18 protein-coding genes and 1 tRNA gene are annotated in these 18,304 nt (G+C 59.5%); 10 read left to right on the forward strand and 9 right to left on the reverse strand.

Annotated features, from left to right (window positions below):
- Window positions 1-11: 11 nt before the first annotated feature.
- The 4 genes from BHU62_RS09085 to BHU62_RS09100 form a co-directional block, all read right to left on the reverse strand.
- Window positions 12-881, reverse strand: a complete 870-nt coding sequence (locus tag BHU62_RS09085; protein ID WP_073531615.1) for a hypothetical protein — start codon at window positions 879-881, stop codon at window positions 12-14.
- On the reverse strand, window positions 881-2,215 hold the full coding sequence (locus BHU62_RS09090; protein ID WP_073531616.1) for a lipopolysaccharide biosynthesis protein: 1,335 nt from the start codon (window positions 2,213-2,215) through the stop codon (window positions 881-883). The genes BHU62_RS09085 and BHU62_RS09090 overlap by 1 nt, the downstream gene beginning before the upstream one ends.
- A 72-nt stretch (window positions 2,216-2,287) precedes the next feature.
- Window positions 2,288-3,073: a hypothetical protein gene (locus BHU62_RS09095; RefSeq protein ID WP_073531617.1), complete on the reverse strand. Its 786-nt coding sequence runs from the start codon at window positions 3,071-3,073 to the stop codon at window positions 2,288-2,290.
- Window positions 3,074-3,103: 30 nt separating this feature from the next.
- A complete protein-coding gene (locus tag BHU62_RS09100) occupies window positions 3,104-3,829 on the reverse strand; it encodes a hypothetical protein (protein ID WP_073531618.1) in 726 nt (241 codons plus the stop codon).
- 371 nt (window positions 3,830-4,200) lie between these two features.
- Between BHU62_RS09100 and BHU62_RS09105 the strand changes: the two genes are divergently transcribed.
- The gene (locus tag BHU62_RS09105) at window positions 4,201-4,932 is read left to right on the forward strand and encodes an ATP-binding protein (protein ID WP_073531619.1); all 732 of its coding nucleotides are present in this window, start codon (window positions 4,201-4,203) and stop codon (window positions 4,930-4,932) included.
- A 70-nt stretch (window positions 4,933-5,002) separates the two neighbouring features.
- On the opposite strand, the gene spt is transcribed toward BHU62_RS09105, so the two are convergent.
- The 4 genes from spt to BHU62_RS09125 are packed head-to-tail and all read right to left on the reverse strand — an operon-like array spanning window position 5,003 to window position 9,104.
- Window positions 5,003-6,175 carry a serine palmitoyltransferase gene (gene spt / locus BHU62_RS09110; RefSeq protein ID WP_073531620.1) on the reverse strand — a complete coding sequence of 391 codons (1,173 nt, stop codon included), beginning with the start codon at window positions 6,173-6,175 and terminating at the stop codon, window positions 5,003-5,005.
- A complete protein-coding gene (locus BHU62_RS09115) occupies window positions 6,162-6,422 on the reverse strand; it encodes an acyl carrier protein (protein ID WP_019453571.1) in 261 nt (86 codons plus the stop codon). The genes spt and BHU62_RS09115 overlap by 14 nt, the downstream gene beginning before the upstream one ends.
- A 31-nt stretch (window positions 6,423-6,453) precedes the next feature.
- Window positions 6,454-7,368 (reverse strand): NAD-dependent epimerase/dehydratase family protein, encoded by a 915-nt coding sequence (locus tag BHU62_RS09120; RefSeq protein ID WP_073531621.1) that lies wholly within the window; start codon window positions 7,366-7,368, stop codon window positions 6,454-6,456.
- Entirely contained in the window at window positions 7,365-9,104 is a 1,740-nt protein-coding gene (locus tag BHU62_RS09125; RefSeq protein ID WP_171971305.1) for a fatty acyl-AMP ligase, read from the reverse strand. Before BHU62_RS09125 ends, BHU62_RS09120 begins: the two co-directional genes overlap by 4 nt.
- A 739-nt stretch (window positions 9,105-9,843) precedes the next feature.
- Here BHU62_RS09125 and BHU62_RS09130 point away from each other — a divergent pair.
- The 4 genes from BHU62_RS09130 to BHU62_RS09145 all read left to right on the forward strand — a co-directional run bounded on the left by BHU62_RS09130 (window position 9,844) and on the right by BHU62_RS09145 (window position 12,522).
- Window positions 9,844-10,968, forward strand: coding sequence for a GNAT family N-acetyltransferase (locus BHU62_RS09130; RefSeq protein WP_073531623.1), 1,125 nt, complete (start codon window positions 9,844-9,846; stop codon window positions 10,966-10,968).
- A 206-nt stretch (window positions 10,969-11,174) separates the two neighbouring features.
- The gene (locus tag BHU62_RS09135) at window positions 11,175-11,540 is read left to right on the forward strand and encodes a diacylglycerol kinase (protein WP_073531624.1); all 366 of its coding nucleotides are present in this window, start codon (window positions 11,175-11,177) and stop codon (window positions 11,538-11,540) included.
- A gap of 321 nt (window positions 11,541-11,861) precedes the next feature.
- Window positions 11,862-12,215, forward strand: a complete 354-nt coding sequence (locus tag BHU62_RS09140) for a type II toxin-antitoxin system RelE/ParE family toxin (RefSeq protein ID WP_073531625.1) — start codon at window positions 11,862-11,864, stop codon at window positions 12,213-12,215.
- A gap of 4 nt (window positions 12,216-12,219) precedes the next feature.
- Window positions 12,220-12,522, forward strand: a complete 303-nt coding sequence (locus BHU62_RS09145) for an XRE family transcriptional regulator (protein ID WP_049200011.1) — start codon at window positions 12,220-12,222, stop codon at window positions 12,520-12,522.
- A 61-nt stretch (window positions 12,523-12,583) separates the two neighbouring features.
- On the opposite strand, the gene BHU62_RS09150 is transcribed toward BHU62_RS09145, so the two are convergent.
- Window positions 12,584-12,659: transfer RNA gene (locus BHU62_RS09150), tRNA-Asn, on the reverse strand.
- Between the two features lie 581 nt (window positions 12,660-13,240).
- Here BHU62_RS09150 and BHU62_RS09155 point away from each other — a divergent pair.
- The 5 genes from BHU62_RS09155 (at window position 13,241) to BHU62_RS09175 (ending at window position 18,281) form a co-directional block, all read left to right on the forward strand.
- Entirely contained in the window at window positions 13,241-14,359 is a 1,119-nt protein-coding gene (locus BHU62_RS09155; protein WP_073531626.1) for a branched-chain amino acid ABC transporter substrate-binding protein, read from the forward strand.
- Window positions 14,360-14,484: 125 nt separating this feature from the next.
- Complete coding sequence (locus tag BHU62_RS09160; RefSeq protein ID WP_073531627.1) at window positions 14,485-15,399, forward strand: ABC transporter permease subunit; 915 nt, start codon at window positions 14,485-14,487, stop codon at window positions 15,397-15,399.
- A 10-nt stretch (window positions 15,400-15,409) separates the two neighbouring features.
- Window positions 15,410-16,696 carry a high-affinity branched-chain amino acid ABC transporter permease LivM gene (livM, locus tag BHU62_RS09165; RefSeq protein WP_073531628.1) on the forward strand — a complete coding sequence of 429 codons (1,287 nt, stop codon included), beginning with the start codon at window positions 15,410-15,412 and terminating at the stop codon, window positions 16,694-16,696.
- Window positions 16,693-17,568, forward strand: coding sequence for an ABC transporter ATP-binding protein (locus tag BHU62_RS09170; protein WP_073531629.1), 876 nt, complete (start codon window positions 16,693-16,695; stop codon window positions 17,566-17,568). Before livM ends, BHU62_RS09170 begins: the two co-directional genes overlap by 4 nt.
- A complete protein-coding gene (locus BHU62_RS09175) occupies window positions 17,565-18,281 on the forward strand; it encodes an ABC transporter ATP-binding protein (RefSeq protein WP_073531630.1) in 717 nt (238 codons plus the stop codon). The genes BHU62_RS09170 and BHU62_RS09175 overlap by 4 nt, the downstream gene beginning before the upstream one ends.
- The last annotated feature ends 23 nt before the right edge of the window (window positions 18,282-18,304 follow it).

Here is an 18,304-nt window from a genome sequence, read left to right on the forward strand (position 1 = left end):
GCGCAACGCGCTTATCTGCCCGCCGCGATGGCCGGCGGGGAAAACGACAGCGGAAAGCGCGCCAGCAGCAGCTCCAGGCGCTGGCGGATGTCGATATCCAGGATCGCCGGCCGGTCATAGCTATCGCCGCCGGCCAGCTTGTCCGCCACCATCACGTCATGCCGGTCGCCCATCAGGCCGTTAATCGCCGCCAGGAAGCGCGAGATCTGCCGGGCTTCGCGGTTATCGGGATCGATCGATCTCAGCGTGTCGTAAAACGACACCTGGCGGCTGACGATTTTGCGCACGTCGTGGAACTGATGCCCGGTCAGCGCCGGGTTGGCGATCAGCGCCTGCAGCTGGCGCATTTGCTCCTGGCGGTAGGTGATAAAGCCCCGTGGGCTTTCCAGCCGGGCGTGGCGCAGCGCATAGCGCACGTAAGCCCACACCGGCTTGCTGAGCAGCAGCCGCAGCAGGTTGCCGTACAGCGTCAGGTTCTTCTGGTTGCCGTTGCGAAACGCGTCCTGAAAATGGCCGAGCACCACGGTGGTTGTGTGGAACAGGCGGTTGGCGCGGTGGGGCGCGCCGTACAGCTGCTGGGCGAAGCGCAGGTGCTTATAGCGGGCGCGGATATATTTGTAGCGCATGCGGGTGGCCGCCGCCAACTGCGGGTCTTGCAGGAAACCGTTCACCAATTGCAGCAGCTCGCGGCGGGAAAAGCCGTCTTCCCAAAACTGCAGGCACAGCGCGTAGTTGTCCCGAATGCTCTCGGGGGAACACTGCAAATCAATCTGCTGCGGCAGGCTGATATTCGCCTCAACCAGGTCGTCCTCTTCCACTGCGACAAACAGCGCCTGGGTGGTCTCGGCGGAGAACTTCTTCCAATTATTGTTAGCGGTCATTAATTACTCTCTTTGGGCACATTCAGCCCCAACGTAAAGCGATTGCGGTAGGCGCCGATCGTCGGTATCAGGGATAACAGAACGTCTAAACATTGCCCCAGTAAATAAGCGAAGGCGGCGCCCTGCACGCCGAAGGCATACGCCATCGACACCAGCAGCGCAATGTAGGCCGCCGAGGCCGTCGCCTGCGCGATCAGGAAGGCGCGCTGCTTGCCTGCCATAAACAGTAAGGATTCCTGCGGGAAGCCCATCATGGAAACGATGATCGCGCCCAGCATGATTTGAATCAGGTCATAGGCTTCCAGGTATTGCTGCCCGAAGACGGCGGAAATGAGCGGCTTGCCCACCAGCAGCATCAGCACCGCAACGGCCAGGCCGATGCCGCCGGCCAGCAGCGAGGAGCGCAGGCCCAGCAGCCACGGGGTCTTGGTGCGCGGATCCAGGCGCATGATCTCGGGGTAGAAGCTTTTCTCCAGCAGCTTGGCCGGGGTGCCCGTCGCATCGAAGAAGGTCATGGCGATCTTGAACAGCCCGGCGGCGGCCGGCCCGAGCACCACGCCCACCAGCACGGTGGTGCAGGAGTTGCGCGCGGCCCAGATGGTATGGGCGATGTTGGTGGTCCAGACGAAGTTCCAGGCGCCTTCGATGCGGCGCGCGGCGTTGAACAGCCGTGGCCTCAGCGCGCCGTGGATAGCGCGGCGGCGCAGCTCGCGCGCGGTGAACCACCAAAACAGCGTGCCACCGATCAGGTTAGAGGCGTACCAGGTGACGATAAAGCCGGGGAATCCCAGATCGAAATAATAGGAGATGACGCTGCCCACCGCCTGCAGGAACGGCTTGATCGCCTGCTGGATGGCGATGAGATCGAAGCGGTTGAAGGCGCGCAGCACGCCGGTCGGCGTGGACGAGGTCATCGACGGGATCAGCGTGCAGTACAGCATGGCGAGCCAGAAGCTTTCGCTGTCCAGCCCCAGGGCATGGGATAAGAACGGCAGCATGACCATGCCGCCCAGCACGGCGATGACGCCGCTGGCGATATCCAGCCCGAAGGAGAAGGCGACGACGTCGCGGAAGCGCCCGGTATTTTGATGCTCCAGCGCCGGGGTGCCGAATTGCACCACAAACTGCCAGGTCTGGAATTTGATGAAATCGCTGACCGCCTTGGTGTAGGCCTGGATCACCACCAACACGCCGAACATTTCAGGCGACATGCCTTTACCGGCGCAGGAGAGCGCCAGCAGGCCGAGCAACGCACTGGCCACGCTGCCGGAGCCTAAGTAGGCGGCATTACGTAAAATGGAGCGAAACGCGCCATCGGAAAACCAGCGTTTCATAATCTAAACCAGCCGTTGTCGTTGTTTTTCTGCATCTTGTGTTCCGCAGTCATGCGCTTGCCCTGTATCCGTTTAATAAACCTGAGTTTCTTCGCCGCCGGGTTGCCCGGTGCCGCTCTGTGGGCGCTTCGCGGGGTTCACCACGGCGGAAATGGCATTGAGCGCGTTGCTCAGCACCTCGTCGTAGGGGGCTCTGGCGTCCAGTTCGATGATGCGCGCGCCGTTGTATTGCAGGCGCACCATGGCGGAGATCTTGTCTTTCAGCTCTTCATAGCTGTGATCGGGCTTGCGGGAAAACGCCGTATCGACGTCGATATCGAGGCGAATGATCAGTTCCGGCCGATAGACGGCCATGTGTTGATATAAACGGCGTTCGCGCGCCGCCAGGCGGCTCAGTAGCCAACCTTTTGCGCGTTCCACGCCGATGCCGGGCCCGTCGTAGTAAAAACCTGAGATTTCCGCCTGCGGGTAGCGATCGCTGATCACCAGCACGCCGCTCTGCGCCAGCCGCCGCACCTTGCGCAGGTTGGATGCGCGCCACAGCGAAAAGCCGTACATGATCAGCGCCGCCCACAGCGCCGGCGGTTGGTTGCTCATGCGCTGGGTTTTATCGGATTTGGCCGCCAGGCGCCGTTCCAGCCATACGCCGATGAACGGCAACTTCTTGATTTTGTCGCCGTCTTCGCCGGAGATCAGCCCTAAATAGCGCCGCTCCGTGGGGCAATGCTGCTGCAGGTTCTTGACCAGATCGGCGGTCAGCGTGGACTTGCCCGTGCCGTCGCTGCCCACCACGGCAACCAGCCCGTTAATGCAGGCGGAAGAGGCGTGCTGTTCGGCAGAAAGTTTATTTTTTTTCATTTGTTTCGGTACGAAAAGGTTATTTGTCGGTTAGACATTGGCGGCCCTCAACGATATTTGAACGGCGCGCAGCGATTCGTCAAAAATATGGCTGGCCGGTTCGCGGCCGTCTAAATCCAGTATGTTAGCGCCGTTAAACGTCAGGTGCGGGATGACGGCGATCTTTTCACGCAACGCCGCCAGCGAGTGATCGGGTTTGCGTGAATAGGCCGTTTGTTCGTCAATATCCAGCCGAATTAATAATAGGGGCTGATAAGATGCCATCCATTGGTACAGACTTTGTTCGCGCTTTCTCAGCCAGCGTACCCAGCGATTGCCGCCGGCGGTTTTCGCCAGCTGCGGGCCATCGAAACGAAACCCTGCCACTTCGGCCTGCGGATAACGATCGGTAATCAGTAATGCGCCCCGGCGACTTTTCGCCAACATGCGGCGGAATTTATAAACTCGCCAATAGGAAAGTAAAAAAATTACCAGTGCCGTGGCATTATCCGGCGGCGTGGAAGGGCGCTCGTGCACGCGTTGCGATTTCTTCAATAAATAATTCCCGAAGGGGGCGCCAATAATCGGCAGCGCGCTGATCCATTCGCCGATACGCCCTGAAGACTGGCCGAGATACAGCAGTTCTGCAGGTTCTTGTGGCGATAAGGCGTCGACCAAGCTGGCGGCCAAGGTGGATTTTCCCGAGCCGTCACAGCCGGTTATCGCTATTACGCGCACGGGCGAGCGATCAGACGAAGGTCTTATCTGCTGACTCACAATAATTGATCCAATGCGAAAAAAACTATTGTATTCCAATACGCCTTGGGTTCAAGATATTTATTGTGCTTTGCCGCGATAAAATAATTGAATGTGTATTTTTGTTCGTTATTTGAATTAATATTTATGACGTTCGTTCTTGTTATTTTGTGCTAATTGTCTGCGCGTGGGGCGGTTTCGCTTTTTATGTTAATTTTCGGCATGGCTCACGGCAAAAAAAGAGCAGAGGTTTTCAATTCTCGCTTAATCTTTTGTGCTGTTTGGCGCTGCGTTACGGCAATTTATTTTGCGCGGTGGCCACGGCAACGTTAAGCGCGATTTCGCTTCAAACATGGCACGCCGTTTCTGGTGTATTGAAAGAGAGTCTTATTATGAGTGCAAAATTTCCGCCGTTGATTGCGGTTATCGGCAGCGACGGATCGGGTAAGTCCACCGTTTGTGAACATCTGATCGAATATGTGAAACATTATGGCCCGGCGGTTCAGGTGCATTTGGGCAAACAGGCGGGCAACGTTGGGCGCGCGGCGGCGAAATTGCCGTTGCTCGGGCGCTCGGTGGGCAAGGCTATCGAGAGCAATACCAAAAAAGTCAAAACGAAAAAATCCCGGATTGGCCTGTTGCCGTCGGCGGTGATCATCGCCTTCGTGGGGCGGCGGCTGCTGCGTTTTCGGCGCATGCTGGCGTTTCGTCGGCAGGGGTTCATCGTGTTGACCGACCGTTTTCCGCAGGCGCAAATTCCCGGCGCTTATGACGGCACGGTATTTCCCGCCGACGTCGAAGGGAGCCGTTTCGTTCGTTGGCTGGCGGCGCAGGAGCGGGCGGCGTTCCAATGGATGGCGGGGCAAAAACCGGATCTGGTTCTCAAGCTGAATGTCAGTCTAGACGTGGCCTGTGCGCGCAAGCCCGATCACCGCAAAGCGGCGCTGGAGAAGAAGATCGCCGTCACGCCGTTATTGACGTTCGAAGGTGCCGACATCGTGGATCTTGATGCCGATCGGCCGATCGAGGAGGTGCTTTCGGCGGCGGAAAAAGCCATCGCAGAATTTATGGTGGCGCAGGGATATCGTTATTCGGTGAATGAGGCATCAACCGCTGCGCACTAGGGTGCGCATGGGTTCGGCAGGGCGGCGATGCCGTTTTCGGCACCGCCGCCGCGGCCGAGAGGGAAAGACTTTATTTTTTCAGCGCCGCAAAGGCGCGCACGATGGTGTCGATCTCTTCATCGCTGTGCGCGGCATTGACGCTGCAGCGCAGCAGGGTGACGCCCGCCGGCGCTGCCGGTGGCAGCACCAGGTTCACATACACGCCGTGGGCGATCAGCTCACGCCAGAAACGCAGCCCTTCTTCCTTCGAACCGATCATCACCGGCACCACCGGGCTGATGCGCGGCCCCAGGGTATACCCCAGTTCGGCGAGGCCGTGGTACAGGCGGTGCGCGTTGCTCCACAGTTTTTCCCGCAGTTCGGGATGGCGCGCGATTTTTTGCAGCGCCGTGCGCACCGACGCGATGCTGGAAGGCGACGGCGAAGCGGTAAAGATATACGGCCGGCTGCTGTAGCGCAGCACGTCCATCCCCTTGCCGCCGACGGCGAAACCGCCGATCGAGGCCAGGCTTTTGCTGAAGGTACCCAGGATAATATCCACGTCTTGCTCGACGCCCAGCGCTTCGGCCAGGCCGCGGCCGTGCTCGCCCATCACGCCGAACGAGTGCGCTTCGTCAACCAGCAGATACCCGCCCAGCCGCCGCTTGATGTCGACGATTTCCACCAGCGGGGCGACGTCGCCCAGCATGCTGTAGATGCCTTCCACGATAATGATCGCCTCGCGGGCGCGTTCGCCCAGGCGCACCATGCGGCGCTCCAGATCGGCGGCGTCGTTGTGGCGGAAGCGAATAATCTCCGCGCCGCCGAGGGCGCAGGCGTCGTAAATGCTCGCGTGGCTGTCCGCGTCGATCAACACCACGGAGCCCGGCCCCGCAAGGGTGCTGATGACGCCCAGGTTGGCGGTATAGCCGGTGGAGAACACGATGGCGTTGGGGCGATCGAAGAATGCCGCCAGCTCCCGTTCCAGCGTCAGGTGCGATCCGTAGCTGCCGTTTGCCATGCGCGAGCCGGTGGTGCCGGTGCCGAGCGCGGCCAGGGCCGATTGGCCGGCGGCGATCGCCTGCGCATCGAACGTCAGGCCAAGGTAGTTATTGGTGCCGGCGAGGACAATCTTTTGATCGCCGATGCGGCCCTGGGTGGCGGAATACACTTCGTCGATACAGGTGCCGAACGGATTCAGACCGGACGTTTGAAATTGTTCACGGTCATTGGCGAGCCGCGCAAACTTATCATACAGTCCCATGGCTTTTCTCCAGATAAGGGCGCAGCGCGTCAAGCAGTTGCTCAGGCGTTCTGACATCAAGCAATATATTGATAGGAATGGAGATATCTAATTCATCTTCCAGCATCATCAGCAGATCCAAGACTCTGATGGACTCCAGGCCAAGATCATTGACGAGATCGCTATCAGGTTTTATTTCCACTCCGCCTTCGACGATACCTTGCAAACACGTCAGGATATAATCCATTACAGCATCGCGATTTAGCATAAGAACGTTGACACACCTCTACTTGGAATAATTAAAACAGCCCTTCACGCAGCGCGCGCTCCAAACTCACCTGTGGAAACCAATTAATCTGTTGCGACAGCGCGTGATTACTGGCGGACCAGTCGTGATGGGTTAACTCGCGTATTTTGCTGCGCGTCAGCATCGGCTCTTGTTTGACCAAGCGGTTCCACAACACGCTGATATCCGCCAGGGCTTTCAGCAGCGGCAGCGGAATGCCTACCAGACGCACCGGCCCGTGCCGCACGGCGGCGCCGATGTCCCGCAGGCGCAGCCAGTTATAGCCCTCGGCCACGCCGTCGCACAGTTCGTAAATATTCGGCTGCGCGGGTTCGGCCTGCACCCATTGGCTCACCGCCTTGGCCAAGTCACTCACGTGCAGAAAAGAGAGCCTGGCGTCAGGCGCGCCCAGCCGGGGCAGCACGCCGCGCAGCAGGCCGTTGAACAGCGGTTTCAGCTCTTTATCACCGGGCCCGTAAACCGCCGTCGGGCGGAAAATCCCCAGCGCGATATCGCCCGTGGCGGCGATGAGTTGCTGTTCGGCGGCCTGTTTTGAATGGGCGTACCAGGACAGCGCCGGATGGCGGGCCGCCAGCGACGACATGAACAGGAAGCGATGGCAGCGGCCGTTCTGCCTGGCGGCCTGCATCAAATTCAGGCTGCCGGTCACGTTGCAGCGGGTGAACACCGCTTCCGCATGCCCGCGCACCTGGCCCGCACAATGCACCACGCACTCTGCGCCGCGCACCAGCTCGGTGAGCGAGGGCCGATCTTCCAGCGCGCCGGGGATCCACTGCAGGTTGTCGGCGGTGGCTTTTCCGGCGCGCCGCGTCAGGGCGCGCACGCTAAACCCTTGCGCCAGCAGTTCCTGGACGATGTGCCGGCCGATAAAGCCGGTTGCGCCCGTCACCGCCACGGTGCCGCTCATTGCGCGAAACCGGCCAGCTGCGGCATGTGCGGGTAGAGCGAAGCGCTCAGCCAGCGTTTTTTGGCCTCGGCGCGGGCGGGTTTGCCCGACGACGTACGGGGAATGCTGTGCGGCGGCAGCAGCTCGATGTCCACCGCGATGCCGAACTCGCTTTGAATGCGCGCGCTCAGCGAATGCACGATTTGCTCCCGGCGTTCTTCCGAGCTGACTCGGCACTGGATTTGCAAAATAATCCTGGCCGCTTCGTCGTGTTCTTCGGTCACGAAGGCAATCGCATCGCCGGAACGGATTTCCGGTTCGGATTCCGCGACGTACTCGATATCCTGCGGCCAGATATTGCGGCCGCGAATAATGATCAAATCCTTCTTGCGGCCGGTGACGTACAGATAGCCGTCCAGCAGATAACCGAGATCGCCGGTGTCCATCCAGCCGGTCACCTGGATCTGCTGTTGGGATTCGTCGTCGCAGAAATAGCCGTTCATCAGGCTGGGGCCGGAAATCGTGATATGGCCGACCTGGCGTTCCGGCAGCGGTTGCCCGGTTTCGCTGCGGATCTCGATGCGGTGGCCGGGCAGCGCTCGGCCGCAGTTGACGAAGGTCGAGACGGCGCGGGTCTTCTTGCCCGGCGCAACGGCTTTACCCTCGTACTCCAGAATATCGCGGTCGACCGCGTTGGTTTGCGGGCCGGAGCAAGGGTCGGAAAAGCTCACCGCCAGGGTGTTCTCGGCCAGGCCGTAGCAGGGCATGAAGGCTTTGCTGTCGAAGTTGATGTGGCTGAAGTGTTCGCCAAACTGGCCGAGCAGTTCGGCCGGGATCGGCTCGGCGCCGACGCCTGCGACCCGCCAGCTGGAGAGATCCAGATCGGCCAGCTCTTTGGCGTTGCTGCGGCGCAGGCACAGGTCGTAGCCGAACGGCGGGGCGACGGAGACCGTGCCGCGATTCTTGGCGATCAGTTTTAGCCACTGCATCGGGCGCATGGCGAAATCTTGCGTGCGCAGGTAGTCGACGGACAGCTGGGTCGCCACCGGGGTCAGCAGGAAACCGACCAGGCCCATATCGTGATAGAAGGGCAGCCAGGAGACGCAGCGGTCGCCCGCGCGCAGCTTGATGCCGTCGCGGCTGATCGCGTTCAGGTTCGCCATGGCCGCCCGCTGGGTAATGATCACGCCGCGCGGAAAGCGGGTGCTGCCCGAGGTGTATTGGAGATAGGCGACATCGTCGGGCGAGGGCGCCGGCAACGCGATCTCCGGCTCAGGCAAGGCGTTAAAGTCCGCATCGCTGAGGATGTGCAGCGCTGGCGCGCTTCCCGTGGCCGATGCGATCAGCGGCGTCCACTCTTCGCTGCTGATGATTGCCGCGGGGTTACAGCTGGCGATCAGCCCTTTCAGTTTGGTGGTGTAGGAATCGCGCTGGCCCACGCCCATCGGGATCGCCAACGGCACCGCCACCAGGCCGGCATATTGGCAGGCGAAGAAGGCTTCGACGAATCCCGCGCTGGTTTCGGCGATCAGCGCCACGCGATCGCCTTTCTTGAGCTTCAGGGACAATAAACGCCGCGCGCCCGCGATCGCTTTTTGTTGCAGCGTGCGGTATTCGAGAACGGTCACGAGTTGATTGCGACGGTCGTAAAAATTCATTCCCGTATTGCCCAGCGCCGCGTAATCCAACGCGGCCACTAAAGTGGGGAAGTCCGCATAGCGCATGGGAAGAGAATGAACGGAACTTGTTTCAGACATAGACAAACTAGCCATAGATTAAAAATCACCAAAAGAGATAAATCACTCTTGGCGAGGTAATTGATATTTTACTATGAATAGGTTTTGAATAAGTTTGTTATTCAACCATCTTCATTCCGCGAACAGCGTATATTGCCGTGCTTATTCGGCACGCAGGTTATTACCCAGGTAGAGCGTGAGTGACCCGCGTTATCAGCCTTGAACGGCGCCTTCGAGATATACGGGCGGCCAGGGTAATAGCCGGGTTTCGCCGCTCTTTAGTCTGCATCTGCCGGGCAGGAAATAACTGTCGGCTCATAGGTTATGACCTCGCGCATGGCTATTTTCTAACTTAAACACTTCCTAAACAGTATGCCGCAAGAAATTCAAAAGTGAACGGCTCATTTAACCTGAATCTTAAAAAGAGCATTAAGTGGTAAAAATGGCGGTGCCCCTCCTGATTAAAGTCGGTACACTGAAAGCGGCGGATTTATTTTGCCGAAACAGCACTAAATAATAAAAATAGGCTATTAGCGTAGCGTGTGAGCGCCGCTTTCGGCTTCCCTTTTTTCGAACAATCGTGGAAACCATAGGGCGAGTGTCGGGCAAATAATACGCTGATTTACCGGGGGTAATATTCGGTTTTTCTTATCGTTAAACCGAAGGCAGTACACAATCCAATAAAAGAGAACAGCATAAAAAATGCTAAAGGCGTTGTCGCGCGCTTATTTAATTGCTTCATGAAAACGTAAGGCTATTTATGATCAGTATTGAGAAAGTTCTGGATAAACGCGAACTTAAAGAATTTATTGCTTTCCCTTCGTTACTGTTTCGCGATGATCCGAACTGGATTGATCCGCTGTATTTAGAGCGCGAGGAGCACCTGTCAAAGAAGAATCCCGGTACTGACCATATCGAATGGCAGGCGTGGGTGGCCAAAAAGCAGGGGAAGGTCGTTGGGCGCATCACCGCACAAATTGATTCCCTGCACCGTGAGCTGCATGGTGAGGATACCGGCCACTTCGGCATGATCGACGCCGTTGACGATCCCGCCGTTTTTACCGCGCTATTCAACGCGGCGGAAGCGTGGTTGAGGTCGAAAGGCGCGCGGAAAATCACCGGGCCGTTCAGCCTCAATATCAATCAGGAAAGCGGCCTGCTGGTCGAGGGGTTTGACACCCCGCCGTCGGCCCTGATGACGCATGCCAAACCCTATTACGCGGCCCGGATAGCGCAGCAGAGCTACAGCGAAGGGATTGATTTGTTTGCCTATTGGATGAAAAGAACCGACCTGCATTTTTCGCCGTCGTTAACCCGGATGATGGATCAGGTGCGCAAAAAGGTGACCGTCCGGCGCCTCAACCGCAAGCGCTTTCGGGAGGAGATGCAGGTGCTGCGGGAGGTGTTCAACTCCGGGTGGCAGCATAACTGGGGGTTTGTCCCGTTCACCGAGCACGAGTTCGCCACCATGGGGGATCAGCTGAAATTCCTGGTGCCCGACGATATGATCCATATCGCCGAGGTGGATGGCGCGCCCTGCGCCTTTATCGTCGGCTTGCCGAACATTAACGAAGCGATTGCCGATCTGCAGGGGCGGTTATTGCCGTTCGGCTGGGCGAAGTTATTGTGGCGGCTGAAGGTCAGCGGCGTGCGCACCGCGCGCGTGCCGTTGATGGGCGTGCGCCAGGAATATCAATTCAGCCGCATCGGGCCGATTATTGCGCTGCTGCTGATTGAGGCGCTGCGCGAGCCTTTCGCGCAGCGCAATATCGACGCGCTGGAAATGTCGTGGATCCTGGAAACCAATACCGGCATGCGGACGATTTTAGAACGCATCGGCGCGGTTCCTTATAAGCGCTACCGTTTGTACGAGAAAACGCTTTAACCGGCTGATAACGCATCGCCTTTTAACGTCATCAGAAGAATAACCGCGCCAGGGTATGGTCGGGCGGTTGTTTGGTGGTGCTGCGCGAGTGAATTACGTTTCTCCCGAGGGGAACGGTTAGCATCTTTAATTAATAAATCCGAGATAAATTCACGGCACGTGACTTATTTACGGGGGCCGTCGTGATATTGATGAGAGCAGAATGTATGCCTGTGAAAAAGAAAAAGGGAATAAGCCGATTAACCTACAGCATAAGGAACTCATGGGCCGGTTTGACTGACGCCGTGCTTACCGAAGATGCGTTTCGCCAATTATTGGTTATTAACGCCATTTTACTGGTTGTTACATTTACTTTAGATATTCCAAAAATGGAGCGGCTGTTATTAATCGCCTGCAGCTTCCTGCTATTGGTGGTGGAGCTGCTTAATACGGCGATTGAAACCGTGGTCGACCGCATTTCGCTGGCGTTGCATCCGTTATCCAAACGCGCCAAAGATTTGGGCGGCGCAGCGCAGCTGGTGGCGGTGGTGATGACCGTCGTTGTTTGGGCAACGGTGCTGCTGGGGCGATAGGGGCAAGGCTCGCTTAGCCGTAACGCGGATGTCACGTGTCGCTCACCCATAGCCCGCTTGGTGCCTGTTACATCAGGGGCTAAAAACGGCATGCGCATTTTGTGACAGGGTTTATAACGGGGCCGGGGAAACGCCCCGTGCCTCTGCTCGATTGTTCGGCACTGCTCGTAAAAAGATGAATACCGCGCACGGCAGTTGCAAAATGCCCGGATGTACGTTCAGCCTTGCAGTCACAACGCATGCCTTTGCATGTCATCCCTGCGCCTCTCTGCTATAGCTTTACATCTATATAGTTGTTGATCTATATTGCAGGGAGGTCCCGTGTGGGAAATTAAAACAACGGATGCGTTTGATTACTGGTTTAGCTCACTCAACGATGCCGATCGGGCCGGTGTGCTTGCTGCATTGATGGTCCTACGGGAAAAGGGGCCCGGTCTGCCCAGACCCTATGCCGATACGGTTAAAGGCTCACGTTACAGCAATATGAAAGAGTTGCGCATTCAGAGCCGTGGCGAACCGTTGCGGGCATTCTTCGCTTTCGATCCGTACCGTATTGGCATTGTGCTTTGCGCGGGCAATAAAGCCGGCAATGAAAAACGCTTTTACGATCGAATGCTTCAGATTGCCGATCGGGAATTTACGAACTGGCTGAACACATTAAACGAGAAGGAGTGACGCGATGGGCAGAACGCTGGAACAGCTTATTGCGGATGAAAAGCCCGAGGTTGTGGCCAACGCGCAGGCGCTGGCGGCGGACATCATGCTGAACATTCACCTTGCCGAGCTGCGCGAAAAAGTACAGAAAACGCAGGTTGAAATGGCGCAGGCGCTGGGGATCCGGCAGCCGACCGTGGCCGTGATGGAAAAACCGGGCCGCGATCTAAAACTGTCTTCGCTCAAACGCTACGTTGAGGCGGCAGGCGGCAAACTGCGCCTGGATGTCGAGTTGCCGGACGGCTCTCACTACGAAGTTGTGCTGTAAACGCTAACGGCAAAAAAGCAAAAAGCCCGCTCGGGTTTCCCTGAGCGGGCTTCTCTAAATATGGCTCCTCTGACTGGACTCGAACCAGTGACATACGGATTAACAGTCCGCCGTTCTACCGACTGAACTACAGAGGAATCGTGTGAACGGGGCGAATAATAGCGGGGTGCTTGGGGTTTGTCAAAGCGCTAAACTGCAAAAAAAGTGCGTTTGCTGAGGGAGTGAGCACTTTGCGCTGTTTTTCGGCATTTTTCACCGCCAGGCGGTGATTTTTCCCGCCTGTCTCGTTGTCGCGTCGCTTGCACAAGCCCTTGCACGGCGATGGTGCAGGGCCACTCTTCCTCTCATATCTCCTTTCACGTTAGCCGCTCGGCCCTGGCTCCGTTATCCCCGCCAAACGCCGCGCCGCAACTGATATGTAGGATGAATAAGCAAAGAATATGTATTCGTCGTCACAATGGCTGGATTTTTGCTTACCCATTTTTGGGGAATGCGACTGCGCTCTCAAGAAAATTATTTTCCCCGTCTACACATAAAGTGAAAGTTCCGCGCCCCCGGGCGTTCCGCTATACCCGTCATATTTGACGCCGCCTCGGTGTTGGCTGCGAGCATTCACCCCGGTCACTGGCCTTGAGCCAGCTCCCGGCGTTCATGCCCTTGCCGCCTTGAGGCAGCGCCGCTTATCCAGGGTATGAAAACAGTGCTGAGGAAGATAACAATGTCATCGAAATTGATAAAAAGTCCGCTCGCTGCTTTGCTCATCGGTTGTTTAGGTACGGCGTTTTCCGCGCAGGCCGATATCGTCATCGGCGTCGCCGGGCCGTTCTCCGGGCCGAACGCCACCTACGGCGATCAGTATTGGCGTGGCGCTTCGCAGGCGGCGGCGGACATCAACGCCGCCGGCGGTATCAAAGGGGAAAAAATCAAGCTGGTGCAGGGCGATGACGCCTGCGAACCGAAACAGGCGGTCGCGGTCGCCAACCGGCTGGCGGATCAGGACAAGGTTTCGGCGGTGGTCGGCCACTTCTGCTCCTCTTCCACCATGCCCGCCTCCGAGGTGTATGACGAAGCCGGCATCATCGCCATCACCCCCGGCTCCACCAACCCGCAAATCACCGAGCGCGGCATGAAGACCATGTTCCGCATGTGCGGGCGAGACGATCAGCAGGGCGCGATCGCCACCAACTACATGCTGGACACCCTGAAGGCCAAGCGCATCGCGGTGATCCACGATAAAGACACCTACGGGCAGGGGTTGGCGGACGCCGCCAAGGCGGCGATGAACAAGCGCGGAGTCAAAGAGGTGCTGTATGAGGGGCTGTCGCGCGGCGAGAAAGACTTCAACGCGCTGGTGACCAAGATCGCCTCGGTCAAGCCGGACGTGGTCTACTTCGGCGGCTGCCATCCGGAAGCCGGGCCGCTGGTGCGCCAGATGCGCGAGCAGGGCGTGACCGCCAAGTTCTTCTCCGGCGACTGCGTGGTGACCGAAGAGCTGGTGACCGCCGCCGGCGGGCCGCAGTACACCAACGGCGTGCTGATGACCTTCGGCAACGATCCGCGCCTGATCCCGGAAGGCAAGGCGGTGATCGCCAAGTTCCGCGCCAGCGGCTTTGAACCGGAAGGGTACACCCTCTACTCCTATGCCTCGATCCAGGCGATCGCCGCCGCCTTCAACGCCACCGGCGGCAAAGACAGCGCCAAGGCCGCCGAATGGCTGAAGTCGCACGACGTGGACACCGTGATGGGCAAGAAAGCCTGGGACCAGAAGGGCGACCTGAAGGTATCGGACTACGTGGTCTATCAGTGGGATGACAAGGGCAAATATCACCAACTGTAAAACGGCGAACATTGAAGTTGTGACCCTATGACCGACGGGTTCGCCGCCCTGGCGAGCCCGTTCCGCGATGACCTTTGGGCCGCGTCGGACTGCGTTGGCGGCCTTACCAGGCGAGACTGCTCATTATGGATGTATTCTTTCTGCAACAGCTGATCAACGGCCTGACTCTCGGTGCGGTGTATGGCCTGATCGCCATCGGCTACACCATGGTTTACGGCATCATCGGCATGATCAACTTCGCCCACGGCGAGGTGTACATGATCTCCGCCTACCTGTGCGCCATTGGCCTGGCGCTGCTGTCGTTCTTCGGGCTGCACTCGTTCCCGCTGCTGATCCTCGGCACGCTGGTGTTCACCATCGTCATCACCGGTGTGTACGGCTGGGTGATCGAGCGCATCGCCTATAAGCCGCTGCGTAACTCTACCCGCCTGGCGCCGCTGATCTCCGCCATCGGCATGTCGTTAATCCTGCAAAACTACGCGCAGATCAGCCAAGGCCCGCGCCAGCAGGGTATCCCGACGCTGCTCAGCGGCGTGTTCCGCCTGGAGTTCGACGGCGGCGTGGTGCAGATCACCTACACCAAGGTGTTTATCCTGGTGGCGTCGCTGCTCGGCATGGCGATCCTCACCTACATCATCCAGCACACCCGGCTGGGGCGCATCTGCCGCGCCACCCAGCAGGATCGCAAAATGGCCTCGATTCTCGGTATCAATACCGATCGGGTGATCTCGCTGGTGTTCGTGATCGGCGCCGCCATGGCCGGGCTGGCCGGGGTGTTGATCACCATGAACTACGGCACCTTCGACTTTTACGTCGGCTTTATCATCGGCATCAAAGCTTTCACCGCCGCGGTGCTGGGCGGTATCGGCTCGCTGCCGGGCGCGATGCTGGGCGGGCTGCTGCTCGGGGTGGCGGAGGCGCAGTTCGCCGGCATGGTGAACTCGGATTACAAGGACGTGTTCTCCTTCGGGTTGCTGGTGGCGATCCTGATCTTCCGTCCGCAGGGCCTGCTCGGCCGGCCGCTGATCGCCAAGGTTTAAGGAGAACGCCATGTCGCAATCCGTGATCAACGGCGGGCTGGACGTTAAACGCAGCCTGCTGGACGCCGTCTTGGCCGGGCTGATCGCCCTGATCGTGTTCGGGCCGATCGTCGGCATCGTGCTGAACGGCTACAGCTTCAACTTCGAGCCGCACCGGCTGGTGTGGATTATCGTCGCGGTGATGGCCGGGCGGCTGCTGCTGAGCCTGTTCCTGCAAACCGCGCCGGGGCGCAAGGTGCTGGCGCGCTTCGACGGCGGCAACGACGGCGTTTATGTGCGGCCGCTGGGCTATAAATCCAACCTGCGCTGGATCCTGCCGCTCATGGCGGCGATCGCGCTGCTGTTCCCGTTCGTCGCCACCAAATACCTGCTGACGGTGGCGATCCTCGGCCTGATCTACGTGCTGCTCGGCCTGGGGCTGAATATCGTGGTCGGGCTGGCGGGGCTGCTCGATCTGGGGTACGTGGCGTTTTACGCCATCGGCGCCTACGGCCTGGCATTGGGTTATCAGTATCTCGGGCTGGGGTTCTGGGCGATGCTGCCGCTGGGGGCGCTGATGGCGGCGTTGGCCGGCGCGCTGCTGGGCTTTCCGGTGCTGCGCATGCACGGCGACTACCTGGCGATCGTCACGCTGGGGTTCGGCGAGATCATCCGGCTGGTGCTGAACAACTGGATGTCGCTCACCGGCGGGCCGAACGGCATCTCGGTGCCGGCACCGACGGTGTTCGGCCTGGAGTTCGGCCGGCGCGCCAAAGACGGCGGGGTGCCGATCCACGAGTTTCTCGGCATCGATTACAACCCCAACCTCAAGTTCATTTTCATCTACGCAGTGCTGTTTTTGGTGGTGCTGCTGGTGCTGTACATCAAGCACCGGCTGACGCGCATGCCGATCGGCCGCGCCTGGGAGGCGCTGCGCGAGGATGAGATCGCCTGCCGCTCCCTGGGGCTGAACCACGTGCTGGTGAAGCTGTCGGCCTTTATGCTGGGCGCTTCCACCGCCGGGCTGGCGGGGGTGTTTTTCGCCACCTATCAAGGCTTCGTCAACCCGACTTCGTTTACCTTCTTTGAGTCGGCGCTGATCCTGGCGATCGTGGTGCTGGGCGGCATGGGTTCCACCCTCGGCGTGGTGCTGGCGGCCTTCGTGCTGACGGTGGCGCCGGAGCTGCTGCGCAGCTTCGCCGAATACCGGGTGCTGCTGTTCGGCGTGCTGATGGTGGCGATGATGATCTGGCGGCCGCGCGGGCTGGTACGCATCAGCCGCGCCAGCTTTGCCGCACGCAAGGGAGTGGTGCCATGAGCGACGCCATTTTGCGGGTGGAGCACCTGATGATGCATTTTGGCGGCATCAAGGCGCTGAACGACGTCAATCTGGAGGTGGAGCGTGGCTCCATTACTGCGCTGATCGGCCCCAACGGCGCCGGTAAGACCACGGTGTTCAACTGCCTGACCGGCTTTTACCGCGCCACCGGCGGCGCGATCTTGCTCAATACCCATAAGCGGCCCACCGACGTGATCCGGGTGCTGGGGCAGAAGTTCCGCGCCGGCGACTGGATACGCCCGAAGCGGCTTGGCTCGCGCCTCTATTACAAGATGTTCGGCGGCACCCACCTGGTCAACCGCGCCGGGCTGGCGCGTACCTTCCAGAATATCCGCCTGTTCCGCGAAATGTCGGTGGTGGAGAACCTGCTGGTGGCGCAGCACATGCAGAGCAACCGCAACCTGATCGCCGGGGTGCTGAATACGCCGGGCTACCGCCGGGCGGAGAGCGCCGCGCTGGATCACGCCTTCTACTGGCTGGAGGTGGTGGATCTGGTGGACTGTGCCAACCGGCTGGCGGGGGAGATGTCCTACGGCCAGCAGCGGCGGCTGGAGATCGCGCGCGCCATGTGCACCGCGCCGGAGATGATCTGCCTCGACGAGCCGGCCGCCGGGCTGAACCCGGTGGAAACGGCCACGCTGAGCCGCATCATCCGCTTCCTGCGGCAGCATCACGGCATCACGGTGCTGTTGATCGAGCATGACATGGGGATGGTGATGGAGATCTCCGATCGGGTGATCGTGCTCGATCACGGCGACGTGATCGCCCGCGGCACGCCGCAGGAGATCCAGCACAATGAGGCGGTGATCGCCGCCTACCTGGGCGCGGACGAAGAGGAACTGGCGGGATGAGCGAAGCGATGCTGGAATTTCGCGAGGTGGACGTGTTTTACGGGCCGATCCAGGCGCTGCGCAAGGTGTCGCTGCAGGTCAACGCAGGAGAGACGGTGGCGTTGATCGGCGCCAACGGCGCAGGCAAATCCACGCTGTTGATGTCGATCTTCGGCCAGCCGCGCATCGCCGGCGGGCAGATCCTGTTTGGCGGCGAGGACATCAGCCGCCGCTCCACGCACTACGTGGCCGCCGGCGGCATCGCGCAGTCACCGGAGGGGCGGCGCATCTTCCCGGACATGAGCGTGGAGGAGAACCTGCTGATGGGTACCATCACCGTCGGCAATCGCTATCTGGCGGAAGATCTGCAGCGCATGTTCGAGCTGTTTCCACGCCTCAAGGAGCGGCGCAACCAGCGGGCGATGACCCTGTCCGGCGGCGAACAGCAGATGTTGGCGATCGCCCGCGCGCTGATGAGCCGGCCGAAGCTGCTGCTGTTGGACGAGCCGAGCCTGGGGCTGGCGCCGATCGTGGTGCGGCAGATCTTCGGCGTGCTGCGCGAGCTGACCCGCAGCGGCATGACGCTGTTTCTGGTGGAGCAGAATGCCAACCACGCGCTGAAGTTGTCCGATCGCGGCTATGTGATGGTCAACGGCCAGATCCGCCTCACCGGCAGCGGCCAAGAGCTGTTGAACGATCCGGAGGTGAGAAAGGCCTATCTGGGCGGCGGCTGAGCGCCGCCCAAGGGCAGGGACGC

Origin of the sequence: Serratia marcescens (genome assembly GCF_001902635.1) — a bacterium.
In the GTDB taxonomy this organism is placed as follows: Bacteria; Pseudomonadota; Gammaproteobacteria; order Enterobacterales; family Enterobacteriaceae; genus Serratia; species Serratia marcescens_F.